The sequence below is a fragment of the Tenacibaculum sp. 1B UA genome (genome assembly GCF_033978845.1).
Classification (GTDB): Bacteria; Bacteroidota; Bacteroidia; order Flavobacteriales; family Flavobacteriaceae; genus Polaribacter.
The window spans coordinates 17683-32063 of the sequence record NZ_JAKVUA010000015.1 but is presented as its reverse complement, the minus strand read 5'-3'; the positions used below and the strand labels follow the sequence as shown (position 1 = coordinate 32063).

Annotated in this window: 13 protein-coding genes; 2 read left to right on the top strand and 11 right to left on the bottom strand. The window is 33.4% G+C overall.

The genetic code is table 11. The features are described from left to right. Positions 1–163: 163 nt before the first annotated feature. The 8 genes from MK851_RS11700 to MK851_RS11665 form a co-directional block, all read right to left on the bottom strand. Positions 164–1693 carry a restriction endonuclease subunit S gene (locus MK851_RS11700; RefSeq protein ID WP_320244120.1) on the bottom strand — a complete coding sequence of 510 codons (1530 nt, stop codon included), beginning with the start codon at positions 1691–1693 and terminating at the stop codon, positions 164–166. Then, positions 1663–2094 (bottom strand): hypothetical protein, encoded by a 432-nt coding sequence (locus MK851_RS11695; RefSeq protein ID WP_320244117.1) that lies wholly within the window; start codon positions 2092–2094, stop codon positions 1663–1665. The genes MK851_RS11700 and MK851_RS11695 overlap by 31 nt, the downstream gene beginning before the upstream one ends. Then, complete coding sequence (locus tag MK851_RS11690) at positions 2075–3691, bottom strand: type I restriction enzyme HsdR N-terminal domain-containing protein (protein WP_320244115.1); 1617 nt, start codon at positions 3689–3691, stop codon at positions 2075–2077. The genes MK851_RS11695 and MK851_RS11690 overlap by 20 nt, the downstream gene beginning before the upstream one ends. Positions 3692–3936: 245 nt before the next feature. Next, positions 3937–4125 (bottom strand): hypothetical protein, encoded by a 189-nt coding sequence (locus MK851_RS11685; protein WP_125066263.1) that lies wholly within the window; start codon positions 4123–4125, stop codon positions 3937–3939. Positions 4126–4142: 17 nt separating this feature from the next. Beyond that, positions 4143–4760, bottom strand: a complete 618-nt coding sequence (locus tag MK851_RS11680) for a hypothetical protein (RefSeq protein ID WP_320244110.1) — start codon at positions 4758–4760, stop codon at positions 4143–4145. Continuing rightward, entirely contained in the window at positions 4732–4878 is a 147-nt protein-coding gene (locus tag MK851_RS11675; RefSeq protein WP_320244108.1) for a hypothetical protein, read from the bottom strand. Before MK851_RS11675 ends, MK851_RS11680 begins: the two co-directional genes overlap by 29 nt. A gap of 452 nt (positions 4879–5330) precedes the next feature. Continuing rightward, positions 5331–7169 carry a hypothetical protein gene (locus tag MK851_RS11670; RefSeq protein ID WP_320244106.1) on the bottom strand — a complete coding sequence of 613 codons (1839 nt, stop codon included), beginning with the start codon at positions 7167–7169 and terminating at the stop codon, positions 5331–5333. A 211-nt stretch (positions 7170–7380) separates the two neighbouring features. After that, positions 7381–7608, bottom strand: a complete 228-nt coding sequence (locus MK851_RS11665; protein ID WP_099214612.1) for a helix-turn-helix domain-containing protein — start codon at positions 7606–7608, stop codon at positions 7381–7383. A gap of 162 nt (positions 7609–7770) precedes the next feature. Between MK851_RS11665 and MK851_RS11660 the strand changes: the two genes are divergently transcribed. Continuing rightward, the gene (locus tag MK851_RS11660; RefSeq protein WP_320244103.1) at positions 7771–8484 is read left to right on the top strand and encodes a hypothetical protein; all 714 of its coding nucleotides are present in this window, start codon (positions 7771–7773) and stop codon (positions 8482–8484) included. A 2-nt stretch (positions 8485–8486) separates the two neighbouring features. Here MK851_RS11660 and MK851_RS11655 read toward each other — a convergent pair whose 3' ends face one another. After that, positions 8487–9797 (bottom strand): tyrosine-type recombinase/integrase, encoded by a 1311-nt coding sequence (locus MK851_RS11655; protein WP_320244101.1) that lies wholly within the window; start codon positions 9795–9797, stop codon positions 8487–8489. A 338-nt stretch (positions 9798–10135) separates the two neighbouring features. Between MK851_RS11655 and MK851_RS11650 the strand changes: the two genes are divergently transcribed. Then, positions 10136–10939, top strand: coding sequence for a zinc-dependent peptidase (locus MK851_RS11650; protein WP_320244099.1), 804 nt, complete (start codon positions 10136–10138; stop codon positions 10937–10939). Between the two features lies 1 nt (position 10940). Here the strand turns inward: MK851_RS11650 and MK851_RS11645 are convergent, their stop codons facing one another. Further along, the gene (locus MK851_RS11645; RefSeq protein WP_303510053.1) at positions 10941–11129 is read right to left on the bottom strand and encodes a DUF2892 domain-containing protein; all 189 of its coding nucleotides are present in this window, start codon (positions 11127–11129) and stop codon (positions 10941–10943) included. 1 nt (position 11130) lies between these two features. Continuing rightward, a complete protein-coding gene (locus MK851_RS11640) occupies positions 11131–14337 on the bottom strand; it encodes an efflux RND transporter permease subunit (RefSeq protein WP_320244097.1) in 3207 nt (1068 codons plus the stop codon). Positions 14338–14381: the final 44 nt, after the last annotated feature.

Here is a 14381-nt window from a genome sequence, read left to right as displayed (position 1 = left end):
GGATGGGTCTGTATAAGATGGTATTAATTGCCTCGGGATTCACTTCTTTTTCTTTTGTTGAGTCAAAAGTACTTGAAGTGTTTTGTGGGCATTCAGGGTTTGAAAGGCTTCGCTAAGCTTTGCTGTAATTAGCTAGTTTATGCTAACTTTTGTCAAGTTTAGCTCATCTTTTTGTATGTAGAGAAGTTTTGTTATCTATTATCTCTTCCATTTTTTTTATCGCTTCCTGCTCTTTTAAATGGGCTTGATATCTCAATTCATTTGCTTTAAGAACCAAGTCATTTATTTCTTTCTGCTTTCGTTCGTTCTTTAATAATGGAATATCAATACTTGACAACATAGTAGGCTCCATTGCATCTACTACACCACCATAAATTTGTCTTTTAATTAATATACTACCATATTCAGAATTTAAAATAGAGAACAAGTAACCTGCAACATTTTCATTTGTAGGTCTTATGTTTATTATGTTATCACTTATCGCTTTATCAGAAAAGTGTTCAGGTGCAAGTACAACTTTCCCAATTGTACCTCTTGAAGGTGTAAGTATATCGTTCTTTGATATTTTCAAATCACCTTCTATTTGCTTTTTATGAACGACTTTGGATAAATATTTTTCCGTTGTTGGGCTTAATTGAAATAAATCCCTACCGCCTAAAAATTGTACTCCGTTTTCTTTATCAACATAAGTTCTACTAAAGCGACCTGGTAGTACAATATCATTTGTTAAACTTAAATCAGAAAGTTTAACTAATTCTTTAGCATTTAGTTTTAAAGCAGATTCCACCTGTTTAACTATTGGGATATGAAAAGAACCATCAAAACGCAATCTTAAATCACTCAATTTTGTGGTGTAATTTCTTAACTCGACTGAATTATCAAAGTATTCAGTTTTCAGTTCTTCAATTGGTTTTAATTGAAGTTCCTTATATAAAATTTGTTCTGCTTCATCAATCAAATCATTTGATTCATCTCTTAATTCATAAGAAGTAACTACAAGTTCATGAATTTCTCTTTTAAGTTGCTCTGGTGCGTTTGGTATTATTATACTTTGCAAATGTTCAGGCTCAATATGCTTAACTACTGCACCATAATTATTGGTTTGTAAAATCAGTTGCCCATCTGTTGTCTGAAAAAAAGCATAGGTATATCCTAAATCATATTTATTTTTGAAACCAACTCTTATAATATCGTCCGAATATAGTTTTCCTATGTTAGTTTTTGATGAAATTGTACATCTACCAATTGTACCTGATCTAGACATTAATAAATTGTCTTTTACAATTTCAATACCATTAAGAGTTTTATATGTTTTTGGTGAAATAAATTTTGTTGCTTTTGGTTTTATTTCGGTCATTTGAGAAGGTAGGAAAAATGGTTTTCCTTCTTTTTTTGAAACATAAATTCGTTTAAAACGACCAGGGTAAAAAGCATTATCTACTAATCCATTTTTTGACCATAGATTTATAAACCCATATTTATTATTCAATACCTTTTCTTTAGCAGTCTTTGCTTCCAAGTTAAAAGCGTTCGCTTCCAAACGTAACTTGTTATTTAATATTTCTGTTAATGATACAGAAGTATATTTGAGCTTATCTGGTAAGTAGGTATAATTTATTTCCTTTTCTACTTCTTGAAACTTATATGCTAAATTACTCTTATCTACCATGTTATTCCTTGTTTGTTCTTCCATTTACTAAAAACATTTGCAACATGAATAGTTTGGTCGTTTACAATTTTTTCTTGTGTTACTTCTTTTCGAGCTATTAAATTACCTTCTGCATCTTTTTCTTTTACAATTTCTTCAACTTCAAGCATCACAATATTACCTTTCTCATCACGCTTAAATATTTTTCCACCTCTTTTGTCGTGTCCAATATGGTCTATCATTGTCATGAAAATATCATAGTCAATTATTTGTCTTGATTTTTCTTCTTCAGTAATCTCTTCTTTGGTTTTCTTTTGGAGGAATAGGATAGAACATTGTGTTCCATTTCTTGGTTGGAATGCATCCGCATGTAAATCAACACTTGCAATTATCTTAGTATTTTTAACCAACCAGTAACGAATAAATTCAAGACCAGGTGCTCCCAATATGGAATCTGGTAAAACAATAAATAGCTGTTCTACCTCCTTCTTTTAGAAGTTGTATAATTCGTTCAATAAATAGTTGCTCAGGCGGAACACTCGACTGTAAACGGTTAGTTTTATGCCAATTTCCTTGCTCATCTTTAGACCAGATATAAGCAATTTCAAATTGCTCTAATATTTGTTGGTCTTTAATTGGAATTTTTGAACCAAAAGGAGGGTTCGTTACAATGACATCAAAATGTCCTAAACTTCTATGATTACGGATATCTCTTGCTGAAATCCCTAATGCTTTAGCTAGCTTCTTTTTGGTTTCTTCTTCCCATTCTGCTGGTGGTAATAATGAATTAAGTTGTAAAATATTCCCACTTCCATCATTATTCATTACCATGTTCATTTTGGTGGCTTTAACCAAGTCTGGGTTAATGTCAAAACCATAATAATTTTCAGCAGCTATTTCAGATATTTTATCGTTAAATACTTTTCTTATATCTGCACTCCAACCTTCTTCTTCTCCGTATTGGTTTTCCATTCTTTCACGTAGTGAATCAATTACAGAAGTCATTGCAGTAACGACAAATCCGCCCGTACCACAACTGCTGTCCAAAACACGTTCAGTTTCTTTCGGATTTATCATGGCTACTGCCATTTTCATTACATTTCTCGGTGTAAAAAACTCACCTCTATCTCCTCTTAAATTTGCTCCAACAATTTCTTCGTAGGCTTTCCCTTTTATGTCAATGTTAGTTGTTAAAAGAGCATATTTTTGAAGTTCTGCAACCAAATATGTAACCGTTCTTGGAAGTAATTTTATTTCGTCATTTTTATCAAAAATTTGTCCATGACGCTTTTTTACTTCTTCAAATATTTTTGAGATACGCTTGTAAACACTTGCTTGCCCATCTTTGTAATTTCGTTCTTTAGAAGTTGTAAAAAATTCTATTGGCTCAAGTAAATTTCTCTCATCATGTATTTTACAGAAAATTATCTTTAAGAACTCAAAAAAAGCAGGTTGCTTCTGTAATCCTTCGTTTACGTAAATAATGTTGTGACAAGTTTTGAAAGTGAAAAGTAAGTTGTCTTCGTATGCTTTAATTAACGTGTTTCGATTTGGTCTTTCCTGTTCATCTGTTGTTCCGTCAGCAGAAGGGATGTCGTTAAATTCTTCGTAAATGTATTTGCCTTTTTCATTTTTTACTTTCCTCCAAACTTCCTTATGCATTCCATTTGTCCACATTCCCCATTCGCAATTTGCACAAGCAGCCATGTAGGACTTCATTTGTTCAACTCCGTTGTTTTTGTCTGTTGGTTTAACAGCTTCTTTTTTACATTCAATGACTAACCAAACATTGTCTTGGTCTTTCATTTCTTCTTCTGTCGAATCTTCTGGAAATATTACAATGTCTGCACGTTTTTTACCTGACCCCATTTGTACACCATATTCAATTTTGACTTGGTCTTTTGAATATTTATGTTCGTTGATTAGTCTTTTTTCAACAGTCTGCCTAACGTATTCCTCTGGCGTGTCCTTTCGAATAGTTCCGTCAATATAATCTCTTAACTTCCCTTCGGGAATTGAAATGATAACCTTGGTTTCAATCATTTTTTATTTTTTATTTCTAACAAGCATATTAAAATAACTTGTAAAATATTGTATGCTTTTTTAATTCCTAAACATTAAAGAGTTCTATTGTTTATTTTCTCTTCCAGAAATGTTCTATATCAAGTTTTCTTTAAATTAATAGATGTATGATTAAGTGATGTGTGAAATTAATCGGTATTTCTATATGCAATATAGCGTTTAAGATTAAACGCAAAAATAATAAATACTTTTTTAGTTTTTTTTATTTATTTCAAATCATATACTTCTAAAAATCTTCTTACTTCACTTGGACGTAGTTTTTTTTTATGTTTGGCTACCTCAAAAGGTAAATGGCGTATCTCTGCGATAATCTCATTAATCGTTGCTCGCATTTCTCTCTCTGGTAGGTAATAGTATTTTTCAAATAGTTTCTTTTTACTGTAAATAGCGGTCATTGTTCGTGTGTTTACTGCTAATAGGCTTTCTCATAGACATACCCTGTAATGGTATTGTTGCCATCATACACATAAACCTTTTTGGGTTCGTGTACGTAACTGGTACTTCCTGACATTAGAATGTAATTGATAAGGCTCTGGTTGTCTAGCTTGTAGTAGTAACGCAAGGTTACTCGAATGATAAATGTTTCAAACTGACAAAAAAAATCTTCTTCGCTTATTCTACCGTCTTCATGGTATCTTTTTCCTCCGATATTGTCTTGATGTTCTTTAACAAAACTTAGCAACTTTTCGTAAGTGTTGGCTTGTAAATAAGCGACATACATCGGGTCTTGTTCTTTGGTTTTAGGTGGGGCTTCCGTTGTTCCTCCTTGTAATACTAATTCGTTTTCTAACATACTTTTTAAACTCTGTGCATTTCCGTGAAACCTCGTTTCGTTTACATTGGTTACATTTCTTGCGAGTATGGTAATGCCTTGTTGTTCGTCTTTGTAATTGGTATTGTGGGTTATTAGTATTGCTTCATTAGGGTATCTCGGGTGTTTGTGAATAGTTATTGTGGGTAAGATGTGTTCTATCACTCCTGATGTTCCTATGATTACTATATTACCATTTGCTGATTGTTGTATTTTCATGTTCTCTTTTTAATTGTACTTCTCTTTTTGCGTTTCCTTGCGCTTTATTGCGTTTTTCTTGCGTCTTCCAATACTGCTTTTCTTCTTGGAGTTCACACCATTTTTGATAACTGTTCATTGCTTATTTTTTTATCTAATTCTGATCTCCCAACGATAGACTGATTTACTGGCGAGCTTAATGGGTATTTCGGGGTTTCAGAGTTTCAGTCTCATACTACAAACCCTTTTTCTGTGTTGGTTGATGCTTTGTTATTCTTTTTATGCGGTTACTATTGTCGTGATATGTTGTTTGGTTTGATTGTCAAAAAACATAAGTTTATTGGTAGCGTTTGCATATTTGGACTTTTGAAATCGTTTGTACATGCTATTGATTAAGGTGTTGATGGTTTTATTATTTTTACTCAAATGGTTATACCAAACGGGATTTGCATAGGTGGTATGGCTTATTTTATACTTTAAATGACTGTTCCCATTTTTTAAGAGGATAACCATTTTTAGCTTGCTACATTGGGGACAGGTGATTTTGTGTCCTGTTCCGCAATGGCATCGGTTTTCTTTTTTGCTCATTTTTTATATACTGTTTTGATGATTATAGTGTATCATAGTGGACAATGCTGACAAATAGCTATGTGGTAAGTTGGTTTGCACATAGGTATATAGCTGTTTTGCCGTATAATTGCCCTTTTCATATTTCTTGATGGCTGTTGTAATTTTCTTTTGATAGGTCGCTTTGCGCTTTCTTGCGTTTTGTTGCGTTTGTCGTTGCGCTTTTTCTATTGCCTTTTGTTCCTGATACTTTACATGGGTTTTCCATACTTTATGCAAGCTGAAAAAGCCTATCTCATGGGTTTGGGTACGTGTTTTATCAAAGTACAACGAGGGATACAATGCGGTTACTTGTGATTTGATAAACCACTTGCGAGCAAACTCTAGTTTCCAACGGTATTCTTTGAGCTTTTGAATCAGGGTTGTCTTTTGAGTGATGTTTGTAAATAGTTCGTCGTTTAGGTAATTGATGGCTTTTTTCCATTCGCCTACATAGACATTGTGCTGTTTCCATAGTCTTGCAGAAGTTTTGATACAATCCTGTATTAAAATTGCCTTAAATTCTTCAGTCGTTACATTGGCGTAGAGTTCTATTTTTTGCAAATAGTCATAACGCAATCCTTTGTAATTATCATACATACCGTCTGCCAATTGTTGGGCTAGCTCTCTATCATCTTGCAATCGAGCTAGAAAATTATGTGTAAGCTGGCTGTTTGTGCCTTGGCTTGTTTTTTCTTGTTTTAAAAAATCAGGTAACAGGGCTTTAACTGCTTCGGAAGTTTGGCGCGGGCGAGTTGTTGTTTTCTTACTTATCACTGTGGTGTTCTTGTAGAAGCCGTCCGCAGGACATATAAATTCTTCCTTTTGAAATCCTGTGTTATTTACACAGTCTTTTATTTCTTTTTCTTTTAATAAAAAGGTTCTAGTAGTATCATTATTATCTGGTAATTCTTTCCAGTTCTCTTGTTTAAAAAATTGGTTTTCAATTCTTTTGGGTTTTGGTGGATTTCCGTCTAAAATTGTTAGAATTTCAGGGTGAAAATTAACCGCTATGGGTTTGTACTGGTTGGTATATGTATAGTTGATTAAGATGTTGGCTTCTCTAAGTCGTTTGATGTGGTTTTGCGCTGTTTTTTTACAAATAGCAAGTCTTGGTATCTCTGCAATGGTGTGTGTCGCTAATTTACGGTGGTCTATGGTTAGCTTTGGTAAGGCATTTTTTAATACACTGGTTGGACGATTCATTTCTAAGAGATATGAATTGCGTTGTTTTAGTTGGGCGATATAAAAGCCTACCAAGACATTAAATAAAAGCTCTGTGGTGTACTTGATGGTTGGTTTGCGCTTTTTTGCGATATAGTTTGCGTTTTTTTGCGCATTGAATTTTGCTACAGCTTTGTTGTAGTGAATTGTAAATTCACTACGGTGTTTCTTTGTAAAGTTTGTAACCTCTTGGGTTAGTGTTGGAGTGCTAGGAATTATAACCGTTTTGTTATACTCGGCTATGGCTTTGTTATACTCTACAGCTTGCTGATTGTAGCTATGTACATATTGACGGTAGTTATCCATCGTACTTTTCATAGCACTTCTATCTAGAAAAGGATAGTTGATATAGTTGTAGTGTTTACTTATCGCTTTTTCATGCTCTTTTCCCTTTTTTAAAAGTAAATAACCATGTTGGGTATTAAATTCCTCTACGGCTTTGTTGTATTGCGCATTGTTTAGCTTATTGCGCTGCGCATTGTCTTTAAATAGCTTGATAGCTAGTTGGGTGGTGGCATCCAACGTTGTGTTTTGTAAATACTCATGTACTTTTTGATTGTACAATCCTATCGCTGTGAGCGATACATTACTTTTTTTCATATCTTTGAGGTTCTTAAAAGGTTCTGCATCCTTGCAGAATTTTTTTCTTTTTCATAGCAATTTTTTAAACGGTTAGTGACAGCTAACCGTTTTTTGCTTTAAAAAAGCAACCCACAACCTGAATGTTGTGAGCTACTTACAATAAGTGCTTACTTATCGCTGTGGTGTTTTTGCGCTTTTTGCGTTTTTCATTGCGCTTTCTTTTCCATGGTTATTGTTCAAAGCTCTCTACTATCTTTTCTAAAAATTGAATTTTAGGGATATGGTATTTACCGTCTTGAAAGATTGCTTGAATGGTATTTTTATGGATGCGGTTTTTAACCGTGTTAGGATGTACCTTTAAATACTTTGCGCAACCATCTACAGTAAGCATCGTATCATTGGCATTAAAAATGGTTAAGGCTTTAAGGTTTACTTTTAACAAGTCTGCTTGGGTCATATTCAATTTTTAAATTTTTGTGCTATTTTTTATTTTTTGCTCACAAATACCAATAATATATCGTTAATTGCTATATTTGTGGACAATTATAGCGCAAAAATAAAATCAATTGTCAACTTTTAGAATAAATTGTGGACAAAATAATTTAAAGAAATTGATAAGATGTTGAAAACCAGTTCGGAAATTTTACAGGAGTTATTAGACCATTTAGGCATCAAAGCAAATCGCTTATCGGTTGAGATTGGAGACAATAGTAATTCTCGTATCTACTATGTAAGAAATGGAAGAAGTAAAATAAGCCCAAAGCTTGCCAAAGCGATTACTAATAGATACAAAGAGATTAACTACATGTATTTGCTTACAGGAGAGGGGGAACTTGTCAACAAGGATATTATGGTGAATACCAATGGGAATGTTTTTGTGGAAAAACCTGATGGTAGTTTTAACGTAACTACACGACTGATTCCTTTTGATGCCTATTCTTCTTTTTTAGAAACACTAGATGATGCAAATGTGATTTATGAATGGGAGGAAGTGACTTTTAATGTAGAAAAGTACGGTCGTGGTAATTACGAAGCGTTTAGAACTAAAAACGATAGTATGAACGGGGGAGGAATTAATGATACTCCTAACAGAGCTTTGGTATTGGGTAGAGAGCTTGGACGCCATCATTGGATGGATGGATTCAATCCTACTTTATACGGATGGATTATTCTTTCTAAGCACAATGTTTTTCACAAGGATATTATCGGACTGGATAAAGAAAACGGGACGATTATTTGCCGTAGTAGAAATAAAAGTCCCGAGTATTCAGATTTTGAGTTAGACCTTAATGAGGTATATCAAATTTTTAAAGTGATTAAAAGAACGTTTTAGACTTAATCAACTCTTTTTTGACTATAATATTCATTCCAGTGATTAAGTAGTTTCTCTGCATGTTCTGTTGGCGTAACTTTGATGTATGATAAAAAGCTTTTTTCAGAACTATGTCCAGTAATTTTCATAATAGAAAGAGAAGGGAAGTTCATCTTATATAAATTCGTTGCAAAAGACCTACGACAAGTGTGGGAACTAACTAATTTATATTTAGGATACATGCCTACTTTTTTACGGTAAATGTCTGTTTTCTCATCTTTAACCATGAGTGAACCTTTTACCTTATCGGTAAATCCAACCTCTAAGCAAACCTCCTTAATATATTCATTGAATTTAACGTCAGTAATCATTCTAGGCATGCCTCTTTTATTAATGACTTCTTTGATTTGATGGTGTAGGGGAATAACGACTTTAACCCCTGACGAATTTTTGGTCTTTTTAGGTTGTACAGTAATAAACTTATCATCCGTATTAATTTGAGGTAAGTTAAGAAAATCAGAAACTCTTAACCCTGTCCAAAGACCAATAATAGCCATGTCTCTACAATTTTGCAAACGTTCATTTTTTGAAAAATCGTGATTGAAAAGTGTATCGATTTCTTTTTCGTTTAGTGCTATTGATACACTTTCTTCTTTGATAACGGAGAACTCACTTCGTTTATAATCCTTATGAACATCATAGCCAAATTCTACATCAGCTACCTTAAGCAATTTTTTGATGTTTTTTATCAAATCTCCTGTATAGTTGACTGAGTATTTTTTGTTATCTGTGAGGTAGTGTACCAAGGCATCATAGACAACAATATCAAACTTGTTTATTTTGATTTTTGAACGTCTGTAAGTTTCAAACTCTTTTAATCGATTGTTTGTTTTTTTATAGTGCTTTATCTTGTCTGTTGTATAATTTCGTTTTGTAGAACGATTGATAAGATTAGGCGCTTTGATAAGAAAATCATCGATAAAATCAGTAAGGTATTCAAATCCTTTTTTTTCTGCTGCAACCTTTTTCTTGAAATGCTTGTCAAACTCTGTTTTTAAGAACTTTCGAGTTAGGGGTGTATTATTGATTTTACAGTTATCAATCAATCGTTCCAAAAAGGTATCATAGCGCATAATATTGGAAGTTATTTTTTTTAACTTCGCTCCACCGATTCCTTTTTTGGATTTTGGTAGTCTGTTTTCAAAATCCCAATTCTCGGGATTTATTTTTTCGCCAGTTGAATATTTGAAAATAGCCTTTTCGCTCTTTACATAGAATTGAATAATTATCAGTGTCTCTTTTTCTGACTTAGGTTCTTTTAAATAGAAATACATTTTTTGTTTTTTTACTTACCCCAAAGATACAATAGTGGTAAATATAGTGGTAAGAAAAATTGTATTTTTTAGTTTTTTTAATGAACATTTATAAACAATAATATTCATGTATATAGCTTTGTTGTTGGGGTTTTGAAAAAATAGAGATAATGATAAATAATATAATGTGACCCTCTCTGGGTCACAAAAACATAAAGCAGCAGATACAATTGTATCTACTGCTTTTTTTGGGGAAAATGATTAGAAAAAGTTGCTTAACTGAGGCAATATTACAAAACGGAAATTTGAAGTAATGTAACTAAAGTTACATAAGCCATATTTGAATTTTAAAAATTAAAATGAAACCTTTTTTTCTTATAAAATATACCGCTTTCTTTTTGGGGTTTATAGCTGTTGGAGTTAACGTAATAGAATCTATTTATGTGTACATATTTAATAAACCTATTTTTGTGCACTTTTATCTTGTAAAGAAGAAGTTGCCTAAGAAGAAGAAAGAGTTTTTAGTTGAAAATATAGCTTTTTATCAGAGGTTAAATGAAAAGCAAAAAGTATATTTTGAACATCGATTAACTAAGTTTATTAGAACCTATGACTTTATTGAAAGGGATGATTTTGAGTTAACCCCAGAAGCAAAAGTTTTAATAGCTACATCGTATGTCAAATTAACTTTCGGTATGCGAAGATATCTCACAGCTACATTCGATAAAATTATCGTATACCCAACCAGTTTTTATTCAACAATAACTAAACAATATCACAAAGGAGAGTTTAACCCTAGGCTAAAATCTATAGTGTTTTCTTGGGAAGATTTTTTGTTAGGAGATATTGTGTTAAATGATAACATAAACTTAGGAATTCATGAGTTTTCACATGCGTTAACTTTTCATGGAAGAAAATCGAAAGATGTAAGTTCTCGAATTTATTATAGATTGTTCGGAGAAATAACAAGTTTTATGAATGACAAAGCAAATATTGAAAGAATCAAAACATCAGGTTATTTTAGACCATATGCATTAACAAATAAATTGGAATTTGTTGCTGTAATTATGGAGCACTTTTTTGAAACTCCAGAAGACTTACAGCAACAATTTCCACAATTGTATAATAAGATTCAACTCATGTTGAATTATTCCATAGAATAAATTAATCTTTTACTTTAAAAACCTTGGTTAAAATATCATCTAGTAAACACCATTTGGTTAATGATGATTGTAATAAGTTGGCTCCTACAAAAGCAGTGAACCATAACCAATTACTATTTACTTTGATTGCTAGGGTTAAACTGATAAGTATAAAAGCTCCTGCAATACCGCGTACAATTCTATTTTTCATGTTACTTATAATTTTTACGTTCAATTAAATAATATACCAAAGGCACTACTAATAAGGTAAGTACTGTAGCTGTAATTGTTCCTCCCATTAAAGAGATAGCCAATCCTTGGAAAATAGGATCAAATAAGATTACAAATGCCCCAATAACTACCGTACCTGCTGTTAATAGTATAGGAGTGGTACGAACAGCACCAGCTTCAATCACAGCTTGCTTTAGCGGAACTCCTTCTGCCAAGCGTAAGTTGACAAAGTCAATCAATAAAACGGAGTTTCGAACCATAATTCCAGCGAGGGCAATCATTCCAATAAATGAAGTAGCTGTAAAATAAGCCCCCATCATCCAGTGTCCTAAAATAATTCCTACCATTGATAAGGGAATGGCAACCATCATTACAATTGGAGCTTTAAAGTTTTGAAACCAGCCTACAATCAACATATAAATAATAATGATTACTCCTAAAAAGGCAATACCTAAATCTCTAAACACCTCTAAGGTAATTTGCCATTCACCATCCCATTTTACGGTGTAATCATCTTCAAAATCGGGTTGTTTAATGTATAATTCGTTCAATTCATATCCCTTTGGAAGTGGAATTTCTTTTAACTTTTCTTCCATTCCTAAAATAGCATAGGCAGGACTTTCCAATTCACCAGCCATGTCTGCCATCACATAAACTACACGCTTTTGATTTTTTCGATAAATACTTTTTGCGCTGTTTTTTTCTTCAATAGAAACCAAATCACTTATAGAAACCATAGTACCGTGTTGCGATTTAATCTGTAACTGAGCAATATCTTGAACAGAAGACTTCTCTTTCTCATCCAAAGCAAACACAATTCCTACTTGATTAGAAGCATCTTCATCATATAAAGTTGAAACCGCTCTGTTAGACAATGCCATATTCAATGTGTAAGCAATTTGCTGAGGTACCACACCATACAACATTGCTTTTTCCTTGTCGATTACAAATTCATATTCAGTTTGATTGTCTTCTACCATCCAATCGATATCTACAACGTCATTTGTATTATGTAAGATGTTTTGAACTTCATTAGCAATTTCAATTTGCTTTTCATAATCTGGCCCGTACACTTCTGCAACAATGGTAGATAATACAGGAGGCCCTGGTGGAACTTCTACTAATTTTACATTTGCTTTGAACTTTTTAGCAATGTTTTGAATGTCACCACGCATTGACTTTGCGATATCATGACTTTGTATGCTTCTATCTTTCTTGTCAACTAAGTTTACTTGAATGTCTGCCATATTATTACCACCACGTAAATCGTAATGACGCACTAACCCGTTAAAGGTAATAGGAGCAGAAGTACCCACATAACTTTGGTAGTTTACTACTTCTGGTCGTGTAGCTAAGTACTGTGCAATTTCTTTGGTTACTGCATCGGTACGTTCTAACGTGGTGCCTTCAGGCATATCAATTACTACCTGGAATTCATTTTTATTATCAAAAGGCAACATTTTTACAGCTACCGATTTGGTAAAGAACAACGACATAGAACCTAATAATAAAACAATCGTGATTCCTAAGAATGCCCAACGCTTGGTTTTGTTTTCAATCAACGGACGTTCGAATCGCTCATACAATTTATAGATTAGCGTGCTTTGCATAGCTTTGGTTTCGTCTTCTTCTGCCTTTTCCTCCGCACCGTGCTTGTCTTTTTCACGTAAGAAAATATATCCTAAATATGGAGTAATCGTTAATGCAACAAATAATGATAAAATCATAGCGATAGAAGCTCCAATAGGCATCGGACTCATATAAGGTCCCATTAATCCAGAAACAAATGCCATTGGTAATACCGAAGCAATTACGGTAAAGGTTGCCAATATGGTTGGGTTTCCTACTTCGTTAATAGCATATAAGGCAGCTTGTTTAAACGGCAGTCGCTTCATTTTAAAATGCCTGTGCATATTTTCGGCAATAATAATGGAATCATCTACCACAATGCCTGTTACAAATACCAAAGCAAACAAGGTAATTCGGTTTAAGGTATAATCTAACATGTAGTAACTTAACAAGGTAAGCGCAAAAGTGATGGGTACTGATAAGAATACAACTAAACCACCACGCCATCCCATGGCTAACATTACCACTAACGTTACTGCGATAATTGCACCGATTAAGTGTAATAATAATTCCGATACTTTTTGAGAGGCTGTTTCACCATAATTACGTGTAACTTCAACATGTACATCATCAGGAATCAAGTTGGTACGTAAATGATCAACCTTAGCCAAAATAACATCGGCAATTTGCATTGCATCTGCACCTTTTCGTTTAGCTACCGATATGGTTACCGCTGGATACTCTGATTGATATGTCGAAGCATTACTACTCGCTTGTCCGTACCCAAAACTTACATAGTTTTTAGGAATTTCTGGACCGTCTAGTACGTTCGCAACTTGTTTTAAATAAATCGGTTGATTTTGTTGTACACCAACGACTAAGTTTTTTACATCTTCAGCAGATTGTAAAAACTTTCCTGTAGTTACTAAAAACTCGGTATCATTTTTATCATAACTTCCAGCACTCAGTTGCTGATTGCTGGCTTTTAGCATTTCAGTAACCGATAAAAAGTCTAGCCCACTAGCAGCTAATTTATCTTTATCTACGACCACACGTACTTCACGATTTCTACCTCCAATTTTTTGAGTAATCGCTACATCGTTTACCTTTTCGATTTCGTTGGTAAGTTCTTGTGCCATTTGTTTTAATTGATAGTCATCATAGTTTTCACTCCATAATGTCAACCCTAACATAGGTACATCATCAATTGCACGTGTTTTTACCAAAGGCATCGTAACATCTTTCGGCACTTGATCCATATGTTTTTTAATCTCATTGTATAGTTTTACGAACGAGCGCTCGATGTCTTCTCCAACATAAAACTGAACAATGACCATTCCTTGTTCTTTCATCGAAGTAGAGTATACGTACTCTATTCCTTTGATGTTAGAAATTATTTTTTCTAAGGGTTTGATAACTCTCGATTCTACCTCTGTAGGGCTCGCTCCTGGATACCCTACAAAAATGTCAGCCATAGGCACATCAATCTGTGGTTCTTCTTCTCTCGGAATTAAAAAAGAACTGTACACACCAATTACCATAAACACTACCATTAGTAAGATGGTAAGTTTAGAGCCTATAAACCCTTTGGCTATTTTTCCTGCTAAACCTTCTTTCATTTTATATAATTTGAAAATTTGTTGATTTGAAAATGGGGTGATTG